20 protein-coding genes and 2 tRNA genes are annotated in these 22,236 nt (G+C 51.2%); 18 read left to right on the forward strand and 4 right to left on the reverse strand.

Annotation, left to right across the window (positions count from 1 at the left end):
- Positions 1-6 precede the first annotated feature (6 nt).
- Complete coding sequence (dacB, locus tag TU92_RS03495; protein ID WP_112164580.1) at positions 7-1,440, reverse strand: serine-type D-Ala-D-Ala carboxypeptidase; 1,434 nt, start codon at positions 1,438-1,440, stop codon at positions 7-9.
- 282 nt (positions 1,441-1,722) lie between these two features.
- Between dacB and greA the strand changes: the two genes are divergently transcribed.
- On the forward strand, positions 1,723-2,199 hold the full coding sequence (gene greA / locus TU92_RS03500) for a transcription elongation factor GreA (protein ID WP_112164581.1): 477 nt from the start codon (positions 1,723-1,725) through the stop codon (positions 2,197-2,199).
- A 181-nt stretch (positions 2,200-2,380) separates the two neighbouring features.
- On the opposite strand, the gene yhbY is transcribed toward greA, so the two are convergent.
- Entirely contained in the window at positions 2,381-2,677 is a 297-nt protein-coding gene (yhbY, locus tag TU92_RS03505; RefSeq protein ID WP_112164582.1) for a ribosome assembly RNA-binding protein YhbY, read from the reverse strand.
- A gap of 182 nt (positions 2,678-2,859) precedes the next feature.
- Between yhbY and rlmE the strand changes: the two genes are divergently transcribed.
- The 4 genes from rlmE to glmM all read left to right on the forward strand — a co-directional run bounded on the left by rlmE (position 2,860) and on the right by glmM (position 7,798).
- Positions 2,860-3,489 (forward strand): 23S rRNA (uridine(2552)-2'-O)-methyltransferase RlmE, encoded by a 630-nt coding sequence (gene rlmE / locus TU92_RS03510; protein ID WP_112164583.1) that lies wholly within the window; start codon positions 2,860-2,862, stop codon positions 3,487-3,489.
- A 56-nt stretch (positions 3,490-3,545) separates the two neighbouring features.
- Positions 3,546-5,489, forward strand: coding sequence for an ATP-dependent zinc metalloprotease FtsH (gene ftsH, locus TU92_RS03515; RefSeq protein ID WP_112164584.1), 1,944 nt, complete (start codon positions 3,546-3,548; stop codon positions 5,487-5,489).
- Between the two features lie 126 nt (positions 5,490-5,615).
- Positions 5,616-6,455: a dihydropteroate synthase gene (gene folP, locus TU92_RS03520; protein ID WP_112164585.1), complete on the forward strand. Its 840-nt coding sequence runs from the start codon at positions 5,616-5,618 to the stop codon at positions 6,453-6,455.
- A gap of 2 nt (positions 6,456-6,457) precedes the next feature.
- On the forward strand, positions 6,458-7,798 hold the full coding sequence (glmM, locus tag TU92_RS03525) for a phosphoglucosamine mutase (RefSeq protein WP_112164586.1): 1,341 nt from the start codon (positions 6,458-6,460) through the stop codon (positions 7,796-7,798).
- On the opposite strand, the gene TU92_RS22225 is transcribed toward glmM, so the two are convergent.
- Positions 7,788-7,970, reverse strand: coding sequence for a hypothetical protein (locus TU92_RS22225; RefSeq protein ID WP_136627575.1), 183 nt, complete (start codon positions 7,968-7,970; stop codon positions 7,788-7,790). The genes glmM and TU92_RS22225 overlap by 11 nt on opposite strands.
- A gap of 87 nt (positions 7,971-8,057) precedes the next feature.
- Between TU92_RS22225 and secG the strand changes: the two genes are divergently transcribed.
- The 13 genes from secG (at position 8,058) to TU92_RS03590 (ending at position 20,992) form a co-directional block, all read left to right on the forward strand.
- A complete protein-coding gene (secG, locus tag TU92_RS03530; protein WP_112164587.1) occupies positions 8,058-8,393 on the forward strand; it encodes a preprotein translocase subunit SecG in 336 nt (111 codons plus the stop codon).
- An 85-nt stretch (positions 8,394-8,478) separates the two neighbouring features.
- Positions 8,479-8,565, forward strand: a tRNA-Leu gene (locus TU92_RS03535).
- Between the two features lie 59 nt (positions 8,566-8,624).
- A tRNA-Met gene (locus TU92_RS03540) sits at positions 8,625-8,701 on the forward strand.
- A 228-nt stretch (positions 8,702-8,929) separates the two neighbouring features.
- Positions 8,930-9,382, forward strand: a complete 453-nt coding sequence (gene rimP / locus TU92_RS03545) for a ribosome maturation factor RimP (protein WP_056782522.1) — start codon at positions 8,930-8,932, stop codon at positions 9,380-9,382.
- A 23-nt stretch (positions 9,383-9,405) separates the two neighbouring features.
- Positions 9,406-10,914: a transcription termination factor NusA gene (nusA, locus tag TU92_RS03550; RefSeq protein WP_112164588.1), complete on the forward strand. Its 1,509-nt coding sequence runs from the start codon at positions 9,406-9,408 to the stop codon at positions 10,912-10,914.
- A 23-nt stretch (positions 10,915-10,937) separates the two neighbouring features.
- Complete coding sequence (gene infB, locus TU92_RS03555) at positions 10,938-13,631, forward strand: translation initiation factor IF-2 (RefSeq protein WP_112164589.1); 2,694 nt, start codon at positions 10,938-10,940, stop codon at positions 13,629-13,631.
- A gap of 78 nt (positions 13,632-13,709) precedes the next feature.
- Positions 13,710-14,123: a 30S ribosome-binding factor RbfA gene (rbfA, locus tag TU92_RS03560; RefSeq protein ID WP_101078324.1), complete on the forward strand. Its 414-nt coding sequence runs from the start codon at positions 13,710-13,712 to the stop codon at positions 14,121-14,123.
- Entirely contained in the window at positions 14,123-15,067 is a 945-nt protein-coding gene (gene truB, locus TU92_RS03565) for a tRNA pseudouridine(55) synthase TruB (protein WP_112164590.1), read from the forward strand. The genes rbfA and truB overlap by 1 nt, the downstream gene beginning before the upstream one ends.
- 123 nt (positions 15,068-15,190) lie before the next feature.
- A complete protein-coding gene (gene rpsO, locus TU92_RS03570) occupies positions 15,191-15,460 on the forward strand; it encodes a 30S ribosomal protein S15 (protein ID WP_112164591.1) in 270 nt (89 codons plus the stop codon).
- A gap of 273 nt (positions 15,461-15,733) precedes the next feature.
- A complete protein-coding gene (pnp, locus tag TU92_RS03575) occupies positions 15,734-17,857 on the forward strand; it encodes a polyribonucleotide nucleotidyltransferase (protein WP_112164592.1) in 2,124 nt (707 codons plus the stop codon).
- A gap of 130 nt (positions 17,858-17,987) precedes the next feature.
- A complete protein-coding gene (gene nlpI, locus TU92_RS03580) occupies positions 17,988-18,872 on the forward strand; it encodes a lipoprotein NlpI (RefSeq protein WP_112164593.1) in 885 nt (294 codons plus the stop codon).
- Between the two features lie 121 nt (positions 18,873-18,993).
- On the forward strand, positions 18,994-19,068 hold the full coding sequence (gene yrbN, locus TU92_RS22595; protein ID WP_223499600.1) for a protein YrbN: 75 nt from the start codon (positions 18,994-18,996) through the stop codon (positions 19,066-19,068).
- Positions 19,058-20,992 (forward strand): DEAD/DEAH family ATP-dependent RNA helicase, encoded by a 1,935-nt coding sequence (locus TU92_RS03590; RefSeq protein WP_112164594.1) that lies wholly within the window; start codon positions 19,058-19,060, stop codon positions 20,990-20,992. The genes yrbN and TU92_RS03590 overlap by 11 nt, the downstream gene beginning before the upstream one ends.
- An 89-nt stretch (positions 20,993-21,081) precedes the next feature.
- Here TU92_RS03590 and TU92_RS03595 read toward each other — a convergent pair whose 3' ends face one another.
- Positions 21,082-22,107 carry a luciferase-like monooxygenase gene (locus TU92_RS03595; RefSeq protein WP_112164595.1) on the reverse strand — a complete coding sequence of 342 codons (1,026 nt, stop codon included), beginning with the start codon at positions 22,105-22,107 and terminating at the stop codon, positions 21,082-21,084.
- Positions 22,108-22,236: the final 129 nt, after the last annotated feature.

Here is a 22,236-nt window from a genome sequence, read left to right on the forward strand (position 1 = left end):
CCGTGGTTAATTATTTTGGTAGATGTCCTTGTAAAGCCGGCTTTCAAAACGCACAAGCGGTGCGCGGCGTGTCCGCTGGTCTTCAGGCGGTACTGCATAACCTGAGAGGAACTGGACAAATGCCATGCGTTGCCCGCTGGCCGTCGTAATAAAGCCTGCCAGATTATAGACGCCAGACAATGAACCGGTTTTCGCTGACACTTTGCCATCGACACCTGCTTCATGCAGTCCACCGCGGTATTGTAACGTGCCGTCATGGCCTGCCAGAGGCAGCATTGAGATGAAATCTAAGTCTTTATCGTTCTGCGCGATATATTGCAGCACCTGCATCATCGTTGCTGGTGACAGCAAATCGTGGCGCGACAAACCTGATCCATCCACCTGAATTGAGTTACCTAAATCGAGACCCGCCTTCTGACGCAGAATCTGACGCACAGCATCAGAACCTGCACGCCATGTTCCCGGTACACCGAAACGCTGATGGCCGATGGTACGGAAAACGGTGTCGGCTATCATGTTGTCGGATTTCTTCAGCATGATCCGCAGCAAATCGTGCAACGGCGCTGACTGCGTTTGTGCCAGAACGGTTCCTGCAGGAGTCTGCTGAGTCTGACGTTTCAACGTGCCATCAATCTGAATATCGGCCTGCAAAAGCTCATCTTTCAGAATCGCACCGGCATAGCTGGCTCCGTCCTGAACGGCAAAGGCCAGTGGCAGAGGTTCGCTGCGTTGGGTCAGGCAGCCAGTCAATGTATAACGATTGAATTCCCCCGGTACGACATCCAGTTCGCAATATTGCGCATCAGGAGAGCCTTTCGCCAGCGTACGCACTTCACTGAACATATGAACCGGATAATAGGAGGCCACGCGGATAAAGGCGTTCTCATCGGGTTTAGGGGCACTGTAAAGGGAAACAGAGAAACAGTTACGATCGACAATGGCAGCGGCCGGAGGAGCACTGAAGCATTGAGTGATATCATTCCATGGCCAGCCGGGGGCTTTGTCATGGCTGGCGAACACGGATGTATTCACCACCACGTTGCCGCTGATCTCTTTGATGCCCTGTTTTTTCAATACCGCGACCATATTGCGAATATTCTGACGTTTTAACGTCGGATCGCCGGAAAAACGAGCAACCAGATCACCTTTAAGGACGCCATCCGAAACAGAGCCCTGGGTTTCCAGCGTAGTGGTGAATCTGAAATCGGGGCCGAGTTGAAGTAAAGCCGCCAGCGCGGTCAGAATCTTCATGGTACTGGCTGGCAGCGCCATCTGAGAACCGTGATAGTCGATGGCGGGCGCAGGCGCGCCAATTTTCTGTACCAGCACAGCCAGATTCGTGCCGTCCGGCAGATATTCTGTGTAATTCTCGATCTGGGCCGCATTTGTATTGAGAACAAACGCGCATGCTAATCCACTGACAATTCGTATAAAACGCATTATTTTGAGTAAGGCTCTGGGTAACAACAGGATAATGTGGTGCCATACTACGATGCTACGAACCAAGGCGCAACGTGGCTGAAAGTAAACGATGATCCTCAGTGAACTCTACGTTAAAATACGAATCATAATGCAAAATGAATCCTGGCCTGGTGGCGACTCCGGGTGAGGTTTTTTTTGTTTTTCGCCAGAGCGAGTGGGTCAAAAGAGCTGGCTTAATTTCTTACCTGATTCAATCAGGACGGTGTTTACCGAAAGGACCAAGTTAGAGGTAATGAATATATGAAACCGATTCCGATGACGTTGCGTGGCGCAGAAAGATTACGTGAAGAGCTGGATCATCTGAAGGGCGTGCGTCGTCCCAAAATTATTGCCGATATTGCGACTGCGCGTGAGCACGGCGATTTGAAAGAGAATGCTGAATACCACGCAGCCCGCGAGCAGCAGGGTTTTTGCGAAGGACGTATTCAGGAGATCGAAGCCAAGCTTTCTAATGCCCAGGTGATCGACGTGACAAAAATGCCGGCCACGGGCCGTGTCATTTTTGGCGCCACTGTCAAACTGATGAATCTGGATACTGAAGAAGAGCAGACGTACCGCATCGTTGGTGACGACGAAGCTGATTTTAAGCAAAATCTGATTTCTGTAAACTCACCGATTGCACGTGGATTGATCGGCAAAGAGCAGGATGATGTGGTGGTGATCAACACACCTGGCGGCGATGTTGAGTTTGAAGTGCTGAAGGTCGAGTACCTCTAAAAATCCGCATTAAAAAGGGCGAAACGTGACGTTTCGCCCTATAAATCACCCATTCATGAAGTGAATAGCTTCACATTAAATTGAAAACTAACGTAAAAAGGCCAGTTATAGCCTTTTCCTGAACGTGATTTCGTGGCACCGTTCCGAAAATCTAAAGCGTTTTTCGTTAAACTCTGACGAATTAACGCGGTAAGATAATTTTGCGGTCTTCGGTAGAAGGGCGATAAAGTACCAGCATATTGCCGATAACTTGCACATTACTCGCCTTGGTTTCACGCACGATAGCGTCTACGATCAAAGCCTTCGTTTCGCGTTCTTCTGCCGCGACCTTAATCTTGATCAGTTCGTGATGCGCCAGCGCCTGTTCGATTTCGGCGAGCACGCCCTCTGTCAGACCGTTGTTACCCAGCATGACAACCGGTTTCAGTGGATGTGCCAGGCCTTTCAGGTACTGTTTTTGTTTATTGTTAAGATTCATCGTCTTTTTTGCTTAAGTTGGGATTGAAAACGGGTCATTCTACCGCCATCTCATGTATATCACCAACCCGGACTGCTTCGGGCGGTGATTTATACTGACTTAGCCATAGACGTCATGACGCTAACAGCTTGTTCCAAAAGCTCTAACACAGGGTAGTTGGAAAACTATATGGTTACTAAATAATGTCTATTAAAAAGCGTTCTGCAAGTTCCACTCGCTGGTTGCAGGAACACTTTAGCGATAAATATGTCATTCAGGCACAGAAAAAAGGGCTGCGTTCTCGCGCCTGGTTTAAGCTTGATGAAATACAGCAAGGCGATAAACTGTTCAAACCCGGGATGACCGTGGTGGATTTAGGTGCAGCGCCCGGCGGATGGTCGCAGTTTGCCGCAACGCAGATTGGTAGCAAAGGGCGCATCATTGCGCTTGACCTTTTGCCTATGGATCCTATTGTTGGAGTCGACTTCCTTCAGGGGGATTTTCGTGATGAATTAGTTCTCAAAGCGCTGCTTGATCGCGTGGGAGAAAACAAGGTTCAGGTGGTCATGTCCGATATGGCCCCGAATATGAGCGGTACACCTGCAGTCGATATTCCAAAATCGATGTATTTAGTTGAGTTAGCACTGGATATGTGTCGGGATGTATTAGCACCAGGCGGAAGTTTCCTGGTGAAGGTGTTCCAGGGAGATGGCTTTGATGAATACCTGCGGGAAATTCGCTCCCTGTTTACGAAGGTGAAGATTCGTAAGCCAGACGCTTCCCGAGCACGTTCGCGAGAAGTGTACATCGTAGCGACAGGGCGGAAAGTGTAGTTCCCTAACGCTGTTTGTTAACACAGTTGTAATATGAGGTTGATCCCTTGAGTGACATGGCGAAGAACCTGATTCTCTGGTTAGTCATCGCAGTAGTATTGATGTCTGTATTTCAGAGCTTTGGGCCCAGCGAGTCTAATGGCCGTAGGGTAGATTATTCTACCTTCATGTCCGAATTGACCCAAGACCAGATTCGCGAAGCGCGTATCAATGGACGTGAGATTAACGTTGTTAAAAAAGACAGCAACAAGTACACGACCTACATTCCAGTTGAAGACCCTAAGTTGCTGGATACGCTGCTGAGCAAAAACGTAACCGTAGTGGGTGAGCCACCAGAGCAACCAAGCTTACTGGCCTCTATCTTTATTTCCTGGTTCCCAATGTTGCTGTTGATTGGGGTCTGGATCTTCTTTATGCGACAAATGCAGGGCGGCGGCGGCAAAGGGGCGATGTCCTTTGGCAAGAGCAAAGCGCGCATGTTGACGGAAGATCAAATTAAAACAACGTTTGCGGACGTTGCAGGTTGTGATGAAGCGAAGGAAGAGGTGAGCGAGCTGGTTGATTACCTGCGCGAACCGAGCCGTTTCCAGAAACTGGGCGGTAAAATTCCTAAAGGCGTACTGATGGTCGGTCCTCCGGGTACCGGTAAAACCTTGCTGGCGAAAGCCATCGCAGGGGAAGCCAAGGTGCCGTTCTTTACTATTTCCGGTTCTGACTTCGTAGAAATGTTCGTCGGTGTGGGTGCATCCCGCGTGCGCGACATGTTTGAACAAGCGAAGAAAGCCGCGCCATGTATCATCTTCATAGATGAAATTGACGCCGTAGGCCGTCAGCGTGGCGCTGGTTTAGGTGGTGGTCACGACGAACGTGAGCAAACACTGAACCAGATGCTGGTAGAGATGGATGGCTTTGAAGGTAACGAAGGTATCATCGTTATTGCTGCGACCAACCGTCCAGACGTACTTGACCCGGCCCTGCTGCGTCCGGGCCGTTTCGACCGTCAGGTTGTTGTCGGCTTGCCAGATGTACGCGGCCGTGAGCAGATCCTTAAGGTTCATATGCGTCGTGTTCCTCTGGCAACAGATGTTGATGCATCTGTCATTGCACGTGGTACACCGGGCTTCTCAGGTGCTGATCTGGCAAACCTGGTCAACGAAGCCGCTCTGTTCTCTGCACGTGGCAACAAACGTGTGGTGTCGATGGTTGAGTTCGAAAAAGCCAAAGATAAAATCATGATGGGTGCAGAACGTCGCTCCATGGTGATGACAGAAGCGCAGAAAGAGTCCACTGCCTATCACGAAGCGGGCCATGCCATCATCGGCCGTCTGGTTCCTGAACACGATCCAGTGCATAAGGTAACGATTATTCCTCGTGGCCGTGCATTAGGTGTGACGTTCTTCCTGCCAGTCGGCGATGCAATCAGTGCCAGCCGTCAGAAACTCGAAAGTCAGATTTCCACGCTTTACGGTGGCCGTCTTGCTGAAGAGATCATTTACGGCGTAGAGAAAGTGTCTACCGGCGCATCAAACGATATCAAAGTGGCGACATCCATTGCCCGTAACATGGTTACGCAGTGGGGCTTCTCAGACAAATTAGGTCCGTTATTGTATGCGGAGGAAGAAGGTGAAGTCTTCCTGGGTCGCTCAGTAGCAAAAGCTAAACATATGTCTGATGAAACCGCGCGAATCATCGATCAGGAAGTGAAGTCTCTGGTAGAGCGCAACTATGCACGTGCACGCACGTTGCTGATGGAAAATATGGATATCCTTCATTCAATGAAAGATGCCCTGATGAAATATGAAACCATCGATGCGCCACAAATTGACGATCTGATGAACCGTACCGAAGTTCGCCCGCCAGCAGGCTGGGATGACGTCGGCGGTAAAAATGGTAACGGCAACTCTAACGACGGTGGCACGCCAAAAGCGCCAACGCCGGTTGATGAACCTCGTACACCTAATCCAGGTAACACGATGTTTGAACAATTCAGCGGCAAATAACGCGCTGGTTGGAAAATAACGCTGTTTACACACAACCCCGGGCTTGCCCGGGGTTTTTTATGCGTGCATTCTTTGCCTCGGAATTTTGATATCGCGATCACAGACCGACCAAAAGGGACATGACCTATGCGCCTCACAGCCAGAGACTCGATACTCGACCTCACTTATCCTCAGGTGATGGGGATTTTGAACGTTACGCCAGATTCATTCTCCGACGGCGGACGCCATAACACTCTGGATCTCGCGCTTAGACATGCTGAGGCGATGATCAATGCCGGGGCGACTATTCTCGATATCGGCGGAGAGTCCACGCGTCCCGGCGCCGCGGAGGTGAGTGACGACGAAGAGCTGGCGCGTGTAGTACCCGTCGTTGAGGCGATAGCACGACGTTTCGATACCTGGATTTCTGTCGATACCTCAAAGGCTATCGTCATTAGTGAAGCGGCTCGTGCGGGTATGCATCTGATCAATGATATCCGTTCATTACAAGAACCGGGCGCATTGCAGGCAGCGGCAGAAACCGGGTTACCCGTTTGTCTGATGCACATGCAGGGGCAACCGAAAACGATGCAGCATTCTCCGCAATATGCCGATGTGGTGGTGGAAGTCGGGCAATATTTTGGTGAGCAAATTGCAAGATGTGTGAATGCCGGCATTCCGAAAAGTAAATTGATACTCGACCCGGGCTTTGGTTTCGGTAAAAATCTGACCCACAACTATGCGTTGCTCGGCAGACTGGCAGAATTCCACCACTTCGGTCTGCCGCTTCTGGTCGGCATGTCGAGGAAATCTATGGTGGGGCAATTGCTGCATGTCTCGCCGGAACAGCGTGTGACCGGAAGCGTTGCCTGTGCTGTTATTGCGGCCATGCAGGGCGCTCAGATCGTGCGAGTACATGATGTTAAAGAAACCGTCGAAGCGATGCGTGTCGTCGAAGCAACACTTTCTGCAAGGGATAAAAATTAATTATGAGCAACCGTAAATACTTTGGTACTGATGGCATTCGCGGAAAAGTAGGCGATACACCAATTACACCTGATTTCGTGCTGAAACTAGGCTGGGCCGCGGGCAAAGTGCTGGCGCGTCATGGTTCGCGCAAAGTGATTATCGGCAAAGACACGCGCATATCTGGTTACATGCTCGAATCAGCCCTGGAAGCCGGACTGGCGGCGGCAGGCTTATCTGCATCTTTCACCGGGCCGATGCCGACGCCTGCTGTGGCGTATCTGACGCGCACTTTCCGCGCTGAAGCCGGGATTGTTATCTCTGCGTCCCACAATCCTTATTACGACAACGGCATCAAATTCTTCACCATCGATGGCACAAAACTGCCCGATGACGTTGAAGAAGCCATCGAGGCTGAGCTGGAAAAACCGCTGACCTGCGTGGAATCTGCCGAATTGGGTAAAGCCAGCCGTATTGTCGATGCTGCCGGTCGTTACATCGAATTCTGTAAAGGGACGTTCCCGAGTGAACTGAGCCTGAACGGGCTTAAAATCGTGGTGGATTGCGCCAATGGTGCAACTTATCACATCGCGCCAAGCGTATTGCGCGAGCTGGGTGCGAAAGTGATTGCCATCGGTTGTGAGCCGGACGGCATGAATATCAACGAAGAATGCGGCGCAACGGATGTCCGTCAGCTGCAACAGCGCGTGCTGGCTGAAAAAGCAGACGTCGGTCTGGCCTTTGACGGCGACGGCGATCGCCTCATCATGGTTGATAACGAAGGCAACAAAGTCGATGGCGATCAGATTCTGTATATCATTGCGCGCGAAGGTTTACGTCAGGGTCAGCTGAAGGGCGGTGCCGTCGGCACGCTGATGAGCAACATGGGTCTTGAGCTGGCGTTGAAACAGCTGGGTATTCCGTTTACCCGTGCGAAAGTGGGTGACCGCTACGTACTGGAAAAAATGCAAGAAAAAGGCTGGCGTATCGGTGCTGAGAACTCGGGCCATATCATCCTGTTGGACAAAACCACCACGGGTGACGGCATTGTGGCAGGTTTGCAAGTGCTTACCGCAATGGTGCGCAACCACATGAGCCTGCATGATTTGTGCAGCGGCATGAAATTACTTCCTCAGATCCTGATCAACGTCCGCTTCGCCGGTGAACACGATCCGCTGGAGTCTGAAGACGTTAAGCTGGTTACCGCAGAGGTTGAAAAGCAGCTGGCAGGGCGTGGCCGCGTATTATTGCGTAAATCTGGTACCGAGCCTTTGCTACGCGTCATGGTAGAGGGCGAGGATGCGGAGTTGGTCGAAAAACTGGCCAATCGCATTGCCGATGCAGTTAAAGCGGTTAAACCGTAAGCTGATAAAATAGCGGTGAATTTACCGGCTTTGCGCTATCATTTTCGGGTGGAAAAGGGCGCAAAGTAAAAACAGCAATGTGTTTTAAGCCGTATTTGACGTTTTTTTCCGCAAACAAACATTTCAGTGCAAATTGCCCTTGCGTGCCAATACGGCTTTGGTTAGTATTCACACCCGCTTCAGTGGGTCCTTAGATGGCCCGCTAAATTGGTGAGAAGCAATTGGCATGCGGTGAACCCGCGAGGATACAGGTACTACTATGTACGACGCTCTTCTGGTGATTTTCCTTATCGTAGCAATCGGCCTTGTGGCTCTGGTTATGCTGCAACAAGGTAAAGGCGCTGATATGGGAGCCTCTTTCGGAGCAGGTGCTTCTGGCACATTGTTCGGTTCGAGTGGTTCCGGTAACTTCATGACCCGTATGACCGGCGTTTTGGCGGCTTTGTTCTTTATCATTAGTTTGATTCTTGGGAACATGAGCACCAATAATAGCCAAAAAGGTAGTGAGTGGGAAAACTTAAGTCAGCCAGCGCAAACTGAGCAGGCAACTGCACCGGCCGCTCCAGCAGCGCCTAACAGTGACGTTCCTCACTAAGCAGTAACCTTCTTACCTAAAGAAGTGAAAGTTTTAAACAGTGGCTTGAACTTGGACAGTACAAGCGATTGTGAAAAAAAAGAGTGCCGAGGTGGTGGAATTGGTAGACACGCTACCTTGAGGTGGTAGTGCCCGAATGGGCTTACGGGTTCAAGTCCCGTCCTCGGTACCAATCTTTATGATAATTTGCTTTTTAGCGATTATCGGCGTAGTATTTGCCACGTTTTCGGACGCGGGGTGGAGCAGCCTGGTAGCTCGTCGGGCTCATAACCCGAAGGTCGTCGGTTCAAATCCGGCCCCCGCAACCACTTTCCCTAAGTGTTTATTTCAAATAGACTTTCAGTATCTCCCTGTGATGTTCTGCAGTTCCCATTTGAAAGTAACTATTTGAAAATAACACTTCGAAAGTTGTACCGAAGCCGCTATGCGGCAAATAGGGTCCAGTTGCATAAAGCCCCGATTTATCGGGGTTTTTTGTTATTTGGCAACAGAATCACTGGGCTATTTAGCCCTTTTTTTATGTCTTGGGGGTGGGCTTGTCCACATTAGAACAAAAATTAACAGAGCTGATTACAGCACCAGTCGAGGCACTTGGCTTTGAGCTGGTGGGCATCGAGTTCGTTCGGGCTCGCCAATCGACGTTGCGCATCTATATTGATAGTGACGCCGGGATCAATGTTGATGATTGTGCTGATGTCAGCCACCAGGTGAGCGCTGTGCTGGACGTAGAAGATCCGGTCACCGTCGCCTATAACCTGGAAGTTTCCTCTCCAGGCCTTGATCGTCCTATGTTCACCGCTGAGCATTATCAACGTTTTATCGGTGACGAAGTCAGCATGGTACTGCGTATGGCGGTCCAGAATCGTCGTAAATGGCAGGGCATCATCAAAGCTGTCGAAGGCGAAATGATCACGGTGACTGTGGAAGGGAAAGATGAAGTGTTCGCACTGAGCAACATCCAGAAAGCGAACCTGGTACCCCACTTTTAAAGAGTTTGGAAGAGGCAACTAGGATGAACAAAGAGATTCTGGCTGTTGTAGAAGCAGTTTCTAATGAAAAATCCCTCCCGCGCGAGAAGATTTTTGAAGCGCTGGAAATTGCATTATCAACAGCGACCAAGAAAAAATACGAGCAGGAAATCGAAGTCCGCGTCAGCATTGATCGTAAAACCGGTGACTTTGATACCTTCCGTCGTTGGGTTGCAGTCGACGAAGTGACTCAGCCAACACGTGAAATCACCCTCGAAGCAGCACAGTATGAAGAACCGTCTATCGAACTCGGCGGTTACATTGAAGATCAAATCGAGTCAGTCACATTCGACCGCATTACCACCCAAACCGCAAAACAAGTTATCGTACAGAAAGTACGCGAAGCTGAGCGCGCGATGGTGGTTGAGCAGTTCCGTGAACAGCAAGGCGAAATCGTCACTGGCGTCGTCAAAAAAGTTAACCGTGACAGCATCGCCCTGGACTTAGGTAGCAATGCTGAGGCTGTTATCCTGCGTGAAGATATGCTTCCGCGCGAAAACTTCCGTTCCGGTGACCGCATTCGTGGCGTTCTGTATGATGTCCGTCCGGAAGCGCGCGGCGCGCAGCTGTTTGTCAGCCGTTCACGTAATGAAATGCTGATTGAACTGTTCCGCATTGAAGTGCCAGAAATCGGTGAAGAGCTGATCGAGATTAAAGCGGCAGCCCGTGATCCTGGCTCCCGTGCAAAAATCGCAGTGAAAACCAACGACAAGCGCATCGACCCGGTCGGTGCTTGTGTCGGTATGCGCGGTGCACGCGTTCAGGCCGTTTCCAGTGAACTGGGCGGAGAACGTATTGATATCATCCTTTGGGATGATAATCCTGCGCAATTCGTTATCAATGCGATGGCACCGGCAGATGTTGCCTCCATCGTGGTTGATGAAGATAGATGCACCATGGATATCGCCGTAGAAGCCAGCAATCTGGCACAGGCGATTGGCCGTAATGGTCAGAACGTACGTTTGGCTTCCCAACTGTTGAAACAGCATCGTGGTGATGACCGCTGGGAACTGAACGTGATGACAGCAGACGACCTGCAGGCCAAACATCAGGCTGAGGCTCACGCTGCGATCGAAACCTTCACAAAATACCTGGCAATCGATGAAGATTTCGCCACGGTTCTGGTCGAAGAAGGTTTCTCTACCCTCGAAGAGCTGGCTTACGTGCCGGTGAACGAATTGCTAGAAATTGACGGCCTGGATGAAGACACCGTGAATGCGCTGCGCGAACGCGCGAAAGAAGCGCTGACCACGTTGGCTTTAGCTCAGGAAGAAAGTCTCGGTGACAATAAGCCTGCTGACGATCTGCTGAATTTGGCGGGTCTGGAACGTAGCATGGCGTTTAAACTGGCTGCACAAGGCGTTTGTACGCTGGAAGATCTTGCCGAGCAGGGTGTCGACGATCTGGCTGATATTGAAGGTCTTACTGACGAGCAGGCTGGTGAACTTATCATGGCCGCGCGCAATATCTGCTGGTTTGGCGACAACGCGTAATAACTGTAGCAGGAAGGAACAGCATGACAGATGTAACTGTAAAATCGCTGGCGGCAGAGATTCAGACCCCGGTAGATCGCCTGGTACAGCAATTTGCTGATGCAGGGATCTCGAAGTCCGAATCTGACTCTGTGACCCAGCAGGAAAAAGAAACATTGCTGGCGCACCTGAATGGCGGAAACGCTGGTGCGACAAACAAACTGACGTTACAACGCAAAACGCGTAGTACACTGAATATTCCGAGCACCGGCGGGACGAGTAAATCGGTGCAAATCGAAGTCCGCAAGAAACGCACTTATGTTAAACGTGATATGACCGAAGCAGAACTTGCTCAGGCCGAAGCGGAAGAGCAGGCGAAGCGTGACGCGGAAGAACAGGCACAGCGTGCAGCAGCGGAGCAAGCCCAGCGCGAAGCTCAGGAAAAAGCCAAACGCGCCGCCGAAGAGCAAGCTAAACGTGAGGCCGCTGATAAAGCTAAGCGTGATGCAGCGGAAAAAGATAAAGTGACGAATCAACATACCGACGAAGTAACTAAACCAGCTCAGGCAGATAAAGCACGCCGTGAAGCTGAAGCCGCAGAGCTGAAACGCAAAACGGAAGAAGAAGCCCAGCGTAAGGTTGAAGAAAACGCCAAGCGCATTGCAGAAGAAGCTCGTAAAATGGCTGACTCTGGTGTCTGGACTGAAACTGTCGCGCCAAGCGAATCAGAATCTGCTGACTATCATGTCACCACTTCTACCCATGCCCGTGCTGCTGAAGACGAGAACGACGCCAAAGTTGAAGGCGAACGTCGTAGCCGTACCCGCGGTGGCAAAGCGACCAAGCAGAAGAAAGGCAATAAACTGTCTGAATCTAAAGCTGATCGCGAAGAAGCACGTGCCGTTGGCCGTAATGGTAAAGGCAAGCGTAAGCCAAGCACCCTGCAACAGAGCTTCAACAAGCCCGTTGCTGCAGTGAACCGTGACGTCGTAGTGGGTGAAACCATTACCGTTGCTGAGCTGGCGAATAAAATGGCAGTTAAAGGCTCTCAGGTCATCAAAACTATGATGAAACTGGGCGCGATGGCCACCATCAACCAGGTTATTGATCAGGAAACTGCTCAGCTGGTTGCTGAAGAAATGGGCCATAAAGTTATCCTGCGTCGTGAAAACGAACTGGAAGAAGCGCTGATGAGCGACCGTGATACGGGCGCATCCGCTGGTGCTGAGCCACGTGCTCCGGTTGTGACCATCATGGGTCACGTTGACCACGGTAAAACCTCCCTGCTTGACTACATTCGCTCAACGAAAGTTGCTGCGGGCGAAGCCGGTGGTATTACCCAGCACATCGGTGCTTATCACGTTGAAACTGAAAACGGCATGATCACGTTCCTGGATACTCCGGGACACGCCGCGTTTACTTCAATGCGTGCTCGTGGTGCCAAAGCGACTGACATCGTAGTTCTGGTTGTTTCAGCCGATGATGGCGTGATGCCACAAACTATCGAAGCCGTACAGCATGCGAAAGCCGCTGGCGTGCCAATCGTGGTTGCAGTGAACAAAATTGATAAACCAGACGCTGATCCCGATCGCGTTCGTACCGAGCTTTCTCAGTACGGCGTTATGCCAGAAGAGTGGGGCGGTGAGTCTCAGTTCATCCACGTTTCTGCGAAAGCAGGGACAGGCATCGACGATCTGCTGCAAGCTATCTTGCTGCAGGCCGAAGTTCTGGAACTGAAAGCCGTCCGTACCGGTATGGCAAGCGGCGTTGTGATCGAGTCCTTCCTGGACAAAGGTCGTGGCCCGGTTGCAACTGTTCTGGTTCAGGAAGGTACGCTGAACAAAGGCGACATTATTCTGTGTGGCTTCGAATACGGCCGCGTTCGTGCAATGCGTGACGAAATGGGTCGCGACATTACGTCTGCGGGTCCATCTATCCCGGTGGAAGTGTTGGGTCTGTCCAGCGTTCCGGCTGCGGGTGATGAAGTTACCGTTGTACGTGATGAGAAAAAAGCCCGTGAAGTTGCGCTTTACCGTCAGGGTAAATTCCGCGAAGTGAAACTGGCTCGTCAGCAGAAATCTAAACTGGAAAACATGTTCGCGAACATGACCGAAGGTGAAGTGTCTGAACTGAATATCGTTCTGAAATCTGACGTACAGGGTTCTTGCGAAGCGATTTCCGATGCACTGCAGAGCTTGTCTACCGACGAAGTGAAAGTCAAAATCGTGGGTATGGGTGTCGGTGGTATTACCGAGACTGATGCTACGCTGGCAGCCGCTTCCCGTGCGATCATCCTGGGCTTCAACGTACGTGCCGATGCTTCTGCTCGCCGCGTTGTAGAAAGCGAAAGCCTGGATCTGCGTTACTATTCCGTAATCTATAACCTGATTGACGAAGTTAAACAGGCGATGAGCGGTATGTTGGCGCCAGAGTACAAACAGCAAATCATCGGCCTGGCTGAAGTTCGTGACGTGTTCAAGTCACCGAAATTTGGTGCAATTGCCGGTTGTATGGTTACTGAAGGGATGATCAAGCGTAACAACCCAATCCGTGTACTGCGCGACAACGTGGTTATCTACGAAGGCGAGCTGGAATCCCTGCGCCGCTTCAAAGATGATGTTGCTGAAGTTCGCAACGGCATGGAATGTGGTATCGGCGTTAAGAACTACAACGATGTGCGTACTGGCGATGTGATCGAAGTCTTCGAAATCATCGAGATCAAACGTACTATCGCTTAACGTTTGCGAAGTAGCTGATATCCAGATGGGGGCCTTGCGCCCCCTTATTTGTCTGGAGCAAGTGGAGAAAGAATAATCATGGCAAAAGAATTTAGCCGTACACAGCGCGTCTCTCAGGAGATGCAAAAAGAAATCGCGATTATTTTACAGCGCGAAGTCAAAGACCCACGTGTTGGCATGGCCACCGTGTCTGGTGTTGAAGTTTCACGTGATCTTGCATATGCAAAGGTGTTCGTGACCTTCCTTGACGTTCTGACCACCGATAATCACGATCCCGATCGTGTGAAAAACGGTATCAAAGCCTTACAGGACGCATCAGGTTTCATTCGTACCCTGATCGGTAAAGCGATGCGTCTGCGCGTTGTTCCTGAACTGACTTTTGCTTACGACAACTCACTGGTTGAAGGCATGCGTATGTCTAACCTGGTGACCAATGTCGTGAAGAATGATGCTGAACGTCGTTCAGCTGCAGGCGACGACGAGGAAGTATAATGAGCCGCCCACGTCGCCGCGGCCGTGATATTCACGGCGTTCTGCTACTGGACAAATCTTACGGCTTGTCTTCCAACGACGCGCTGCAAAAGGTCAAACGCCTTTATAACGCCAACCGTGCAGGACATACCGGTGCGCTTGATCCTCTGGCAACAGGCATGTTGCCGCTATGCTTAGGCGAAGCGACCAAGTTTTCCCGTTTTCTGCTGGATTCCGACAAGCGTTATCGCGTCATTGCCCGCATGGGGCAACGGACTGATACCTCTGATGCGGAAGGTGAAATCATTTCCGAACGTGAAATGACCTTTACTCAGCAGCAACTTGACGATGCACTCGACAGCTTCCGCGGGGAAACCCAGCAAATTCCTTCCATGTATTCTGCACTGAAATACGAAGGAAAAAAGCTGTACGAATATGCGCGTCAGGGTATTGAAGTTCCACGCGAATCCCGCAGCATCACGGTGTATGAACTGAAGTTCATTCGCTGGGAAGGTGTTGAGGTTGAACTGGAAATTCACTGCTCGAAAGGCACCTACATCCGCACGATTGTGGATGATTTGGGTGAAAAATTAGGATGTGGTGCACACGTCACTTATCTGCGCCGTTTGCAGGTAGCAACGTATCCACTTGAGCGTATGGTCACCATGGAAAAACTCCATGAGCTGATGGCTCAGGCAGAAGAGCAGGGCATTGAACCGCGCTTACTGTTGGATCCTTTGTTGCTGCCTATGGACAGCGCCTGTGAAGACTTCCCGGAAGTGAACCTGCTGCCAGTAGTGGCTGGATACGTGAAACAGGGTCAACCTGTTCAGGCATCTGGCGCACCGACAAGTGGCATGGTTCGCATCACGGAAGGTGAAGAACGTAAGTTTATCGGCATTGGCGAAATAGATGATGATGGACGCATTGCGCCGCGTCGTTTGGTCGTCGAATATACCGAATAAGCGCTTTTTGCCCATCTTGCGATCATATATAGCAAAGGGTAGAATAGCGCAGCTTATGCATTGGGTAGCTGAATTAGAGATCGGCACCCGTTTAAACTATCTATAATATTTTGGAGTATAATTATGTCTCTAAGCGTTGAAGCTAAAGCTCAAATCGTTTCCGACTTTGGTCGTGGCACAAACGACAGTGGTTCTTCCGAAGTTCAGGTTGCTCTGCTGACTGCTCAAATTAACCACCTGCAAGGTCACTTTGCAGAGCACAAAAAAGATCACCACAGCCGTCGTGGTCTGCTGCGCATGGTTTCTCAGCGTCGTAAACTGCTGGACTACCTGAAGGGTAAAGATGTAGCACGTTACACCAGCCTGATCGAACGTCTGGGTCTGCGTCGCTAATCAAGCGAGTTTCAGTGTAAAGGGGCCAATAGGCCCCTTTATTCTAGGAAGCGACACCAAATCAGGTTACTGTATGGCTGTTGTTTCTGCTGTTAATCTAAGAACATGAACTTCCGTTACAGATGTTTTCGCGCGGCTAATGAGAGACTTTATTGCCACATTGCCAGGCCAATAAGGATTGTCATTAGTCGCGAGAATGTAGTGAGAAGCTCGGATATCTATCGGTGTGAACTGCTGTCATAACAGCTGCGCGCCACAATTAAGGACATTACATTGCTTAATCCGACTATTCGTAAATTCCAATACGGCCAGCACACCGTTACGCTGGAAACCGGCATGATGGCGCGTCAGGCGACTGCGGCCGTGATGGTTAGCATGGACGACACAGCGGTTTTCGTTACCGTTGTTGGCCAGAAAAAAGCTAAACCAGGTCAGAGCTTCTTCCCACTGACCGTTAACTATCAGGAGCGTACTTACGCTGCTGGTCGTATCCCGGGCAGCTTCTTCCGTCGTGAAGGCCGTCCAAGCGAAGGCGAAACACTGACTTCCCGTCTGATCGACCGTCCAATTCGCCCGCTGTTCCCGGAAGGCTTCCTGAATGAAGTTCAGGTTATCGCCACCGTGGTTTCCCTGAACCCGCAAGTAAACCCTGACATCGTTGCGATGATCGGTGCGTCTGCTGCCCTGAGCCTGTCTGGTATTCCATTCAGCGGCCCAATCGGTTCTGCGCGCGTTGGTTACATCAACGACCAGTACGTCCTTAACCCAACCGCAGACGAGCTGAAAACCAGCAGTCTGGATCTGGTGGTTGCCGGTACTAAAGGCGCGGTCCTGATGGTTGAATCTGAAGCGGATGTTCTTAGCGAAGACCAGATGCTGGGCGCTGTGGTGTTCGGCCACGAACAACAACAAATCGTTATCGATAACATCAACTCTCTGGTTGCTGAAGTCGGTAAAGCGAAATGGGATTGGCAGCCAGAAGTGGTTAACGCTGAGCTGCACGCTCGCGTTGCTGCGCTGGCAGAATCTCGTTTAGGTGATGCTTATCTGATCACTGACAAACAAGACCGTTACGCTCAAATCAACGTGATCAAATCTGAAGTTGTGCAAACACTGCAAGCCGAAGATGAAGCGCTGGATGCTGGCGAAATCTCTGACCTGCTGGGCAGCATTGAGAAGAACGTGGTGCGTAGCCGTGTTCTGCGTGGCGAGCCACGTATCGATGGTCGTGAAAAAGACATGATCCGCGGTCTGGACGTTCGTACTGGTGTTCTGCCACGTACCCACGGTTCAGCACTGTTCACCCGTGGTGAAACTCAGGCGCTGGTCACAGCGACGCTGGGTACTGCACGTGACGCGCAAAACCTGGACGAGTTGATGGGTGAGAAGTCTGACAGCTTCCTGTTCCATTACAACTTCCCTCCATACTCCGTAGGTGAGACTGGCATGGTCGGTTCACCTAAACGTCGTGAGATTGGTCACGGTCGTTTGGCCAAGCGCGGCGTGTTGGCGATGATGCCAAAACCAGAAGACTTCCCGTACACTGTACGTGTGGTTTCTGAAATCACCGAATCTAACGGTTCATCTTCTATGGCTTCCGTTTGTGGTGCATCTCTGGCCCTGATGGATGCAGGCGTGCCTATCAAAGCCGCTGTTGCGGGTATCGCAATGGGTCTGGTCAAAGAAGGCGAAAGCTTTGTTGTTCTGTCTGACATTCTGGGTGACGAAGATCACCTGGGCGACATGGACTTTAAAGTTGCCGGTAGCCGCGATGGTATCACCGCGCTGCAGATGGACATCAAAATCGAAGGTATCACCCGCGAAATCATGCAGGTGGCTCTGAACCAGGCTAAGGGTGCGCGTCTGCACATTCTGGGCGTTATGGAACAGGCTATCAGCACCCCGCGTGGCGACATCTCTCAGTTTGCTCCACGTATCCACACCATTAAGATCAGCCCGGACAAAATCAAGGACGTGATCGGTAAAGGTGGTTCTGTGATCCGTGCTCTGACTGAAGAGACTGGCACGACTATCGAAATCGAAGATGACGGTACTGTGAAAATCGCAGCAACCGACGGCGAGAAAGCGAAATATGCTATCCGTCGTATCGAAGAGATCACTGCTGAAATCGAAGTTGGCCGTATCTATCAGGGTAAAGTGACCCGTATCGTAGACTTTGGTGCGTTTGTTGCCATCGGCGGCGGTAAAGAAGGTCTGGTTCATATTTCTCAGATCGCTGATAAGCGTGTCGAGAAAGTGACTGATTACCTGCAGATGGGTCAGGAAGTACCGGTTAAGGTACTGGAAGTTGACCGCCAGGGCCGTGTGCGTTTGAGCATCAAAGAAGCAACTGCACCGACTCAAGACGACACAACTGAGCAACCTGCCGCAGAATAATCTGTAACAGAAGTTTTACAGCTCCTTTCCATCAGGAGGGGAGCTGTTCGTATCACGAACGTAGGACGCGTTTGTGTTAAGCAAGCGGATGACAGGATGTCTATCCAATGTTTGTACTCCGGGAGTAGAAATGAAGCCTTTCTTGCGCTGGTGTTATGTTGCGACAGCACTTATGTTGGCAGGATGCAGCAACCATGATTGGCGTAAAAATGAAGTTCTGGCGATTCCGTTGCAACCGACGTTGCAGCAGGAAGTCATCCTGGCACGCATGGAACAAATTCTTGCCAGCCGGTCATTAACCGACGATGAGAGAGCACAGCTATTATATGAGCGCGGTGTGCTGTATGATAGTCTCGGGCTAAGAGCACTGGCGCGAAATGATTTTTCACAAGCGCTGTCTATTCGTCCTGATATGCCAGAAGTTTTTAACTACCTGGGGATTTACCTAACGCAGGCAGGCAATTTCGATGCTGCCTATGAAGCGTTTGATTCTGTACTAGAGCTTGATCCAACTTACAACTACGCGCGTTTGAACCGAGGTATCGCACTGTATTACGGTGGCCGATTCTCGTTAGCGCAGGATGATCTGCAGGCGTTTTATCGAGACGATCCAAATGATCCCTTCCGTTCGTTATGGCTTTACCTTGCGGAGCGAGAAATCAATCCGAAGGATGCCGACGTAGCGCTTCAACAGCGTTATGACAAAGCGGACAGAGGGCAATGGGGATGGAATATCGTCGAATTCTACTTGGGCAAAATCAGCGAAACTACGCTGATGGAACGCCTCAAGGCAGAAGCAACGGATAACACTTCGCTCGCTGAGCATCTCAGTGAAACTGACTTCTATTTAGGTAAGCATTACCTAAGTCTGGGGGACAAGAACAGCGCCGCGGCACTGTTCAAACTGACGGTAGCTAACAACGTTCACAACTTTGTTGAGCACCGCTATGCATTGTTGGAATTGGCGCTTTTGGGCCAAGAGCAAGACGACCTATCAGAATCGGACCAGCAATAGCTGACGACACCAATCAGCCTGATTAATCATGGTTTTTACCATTTTTAAGCGCCTTAACGGGCGAGGGTTGCTTTGTTCGTTTTATAATCTAATTTGAGCCGGTTCACACTTTTCAATGAAAATGACTGAAAATTTTCTCGACGAGTTATGTAGACTGGCTGCCATTATTAATGAGGCACGTGTACATGACTACTGAGCTTGAAATCTCTTTTGCTGACCTGGGGCTGTCTGCTCCGATCATTTCTGCCCTTACCGATTTGGGCTACGAAAAACCTTCACCAATCCAGGCTGAGTGTATTCCTCACCTGCTGAGCGGCCGCGATGTTCTGGGTATGGCGCAGACCGGTTCCGGTAAAACTGCTGCATTCTCTTTACCTTTGCTGCACAACATTGATGCTTCACTGAAAGCACCACAAATTCTTGTTCTGGCACCAACCCGCGAACTGGCGGTTCAGGTTGCTGAAGCAATGACTGACTTCTCTAAACATATGCATGGCGTAAATGTGGTTGCCCTTTATGGCGGCCAGCGCTATGACGTTCAGCTGCGCGCACTGCGTCAAGGTCCACAAGTTGTTGTGGGTACCCCGGGCCGCCTGCTGGACCACCTGAAACGTGGCACCCTGAACCTCTCTAACCTGAGCGGTCTGGTACTGGACGAAGCCGATGAAATGCTGCGTATGGGCTTCATCGAAGACGTCGAAACCATCATGGCGCAGATCCCGGCTCAACATCAGACCGCGTTGTTCTCTGCAACCATGCCAGAAGCGATCCGTCGTATTACACGTCGTTTCATGAAAGATCCACAGGAAGTGCGCATTCAGTCAAGCATCACTACCCGTCCGGACATCAGCCAGAGCTACTGGACTGTGCACGGCCTGCGTAAGAATGAAGCTCTGGTGCGTTTCCTGGAAGCTGAAGACTTTGATGCAGCGATCATCTTCGTGCGTACTAAAAGCGCGACGCTGGAAGTGGCTGAAGCCCTGGAACGTAGCGGCTACAGCAGTGCTGCACTGAACGGCGACATGAACCAGGCTCTGCGTGAGCAGACTCTGGAACGTCTGAAAGATGGCCGTCTGGACATTCTGATCGCAACCGACGTGGCAGCACGTGGTCTCGACGTAGAACGTATCAGCCTGGTTGTTAACTACGACATCCCGATGGACTCCGAGTCTTACGTTCACCGTATCGGCCGTACCGGTCGTGCTGGTCGTGCAGGTCGCGCATTGCTGTTCGTTGAGAACCGTGAACGTCGCCTGTTGCGTAACATTGAACGCACCATGAAGCTGACCATTCCAGAAGTTGAAATTCCAACTGCTGATGTACTTGGCGAGCGTCGTCTTGCTAAGTTCGCAGCTAAAGTTCAGCAACAACTGGAAAGCAGCGATCTGGATCAGTACCGCGCGCTGTTGGCTAAACTGCAACCTGCAGAAGAGCTGGACATCGAAACGCTGGCTGCTGCACTGCTGAAAATGGCACAGGGCGAACGTCCTCTGATCGTTGCCGCTGACCCAATCTTCAAAAGCCGTCCACCGCGTCGTGAATTTGAAGAACGTGGTGACCGCGGTGATCGTGGCGATCGTCGTGACCGTCCGGCTCGCAGCAATGACCGTCCTGCACGTGATGGCGACAGCCCGCGTCGTGAACGTCGTGAAGCTGGCGATATGGAACTGTACCGTATCGAAGTGGGTCGTGATGATGGTGTTGAAGTTCGTCACATCGTTGGCGCGATTGCTAACGAAGGCGACATCAGCAGCCGTTACATCGGTAACATCAAGCTGTTCGGTACGCACTCCACGATCGAACTGCCGAAAGGTATGCCGGGCGAGATTCTGTCTCATTTCACCCGTACCCGCATCCTGAACAAACCGATGAACATGCAGTTGCTGGGTGATGCTCAGCCACAGCCTGCACGTCGCGAACGTCCGGCCGGTGCTGGTGGCGAACGTCGTGGTAACGGTGCTCCGCGTCCTTTCAACGGTGATCGTCCTGCCGGTGCTGGTGGCGAACGTCGTGGTAACGGCGCTCCACGTTCTTTCAGCGGCGACCGTCGTGAAGGTTCTTCAGCAGCTGGCGAACGTCGTCCGCCAAGCCGCGCACCACGTCGTACTACTGACGCATAATTTATCGCGCTTCGGTTTACTGAAGCTTAGATAATAAAAAACCAGCCTTAACCGGCTGGTTTTTTTTTGTCTGTGATTTGTCGAGATGCTTAACTGATGCGCTGCTCTTTTACTAAATCGCCCTGCAACTCAGAGACAATTTCGAACGAACGCAAACGCGCCTGCTGATCAAAAATCTGTCCATTGATCATCAGCTCATCGGCTTCAGTTTCACGCAGAATCGACTGCAAACCCTGACGCAGTGTGTCTTTATTGCCAACCACCGACATACGCAGAGCGTTATCCACACCAAAGCGTTCTGATGCAGACCACAGGCTTTCGATATTATCCACCGGCGCAGGCAGTTTGCCCGGCATACCACGGCGCAGATTAATGAACTGCTGCTGATTGGAGGTAAACATCCGGCGCGCTTCTTCATCGGTGTCTGCGCCAATAGCGTTGAGACACACCATCGCATACGGCTTTTCAAGCTGCGCGGAAGGCTGGAACTTGCTGCGGTAAATAGCTAATGCCTGATACAGCATGTCCGGTGCGAAATGCGATGCGAAGGCGAAAGGTAATCCGAGTGCGGCAGCCAGCTGAGCGCTGTACAGACTTGAACCCAGTAGCCAGATCGGCACATGCAATCCCTGACCCGGTACGGCCTGAACCGCCTGATGCGGCTGAACTTCACCGAAATACAGCTGCAATTCCTGCACATCTTTCGGGAAGTTATCGACTTCGCCGGAAAGATGCCGGCGCAGAGCAATCATGGTGCGCTGATCGGTGCCCGGCGCGCGGCCAAGACCCAGGTCGACACGGTTCGGATACAGCGTGGCCAGCGTGCCAAACTGTTCGGCGATCACCAGCGGGGAATGGTTGGGCAGCATGACACCGCCGGAACCCACGCGAATAGTTTTCGTGCCGCCCGCAATATAACCCAGCAATACGGATGTCGCCGCGCTGGCGATGCCGGTCATATTGTGGTGTTCAGCCATCCAGTAACGTTGATAACCCCATTTCTCGGCGTGTTGCGCCAGTTCCAGGGAAGATTTAAAGGCCTGCGCGGGATCAGTACCTTGTGGAACAGGTGCCAGATCGAGAACGGAAAGGGGAACGGTGTGTTTATCAGACATAGTCACGGCTCACTCGTTGAGGGACGAAACGAAAGCGGATCGCCCGCTAAAAATGCTCATAATTAGAACGAGTATTACCCATTCATTGCAGATTGAATACTGCATTTGTGCCTTTCCTGACCCTCTAAT

This window comes from Rahnella inusitata (genome assembly GCF_003263515.1).
GTDB lineage: Bacteria > Pseudomonadota > Gammaproteobacteria > Enterobacterales > Enterobacteriaceae > Rahnella > Rahnella inusitata.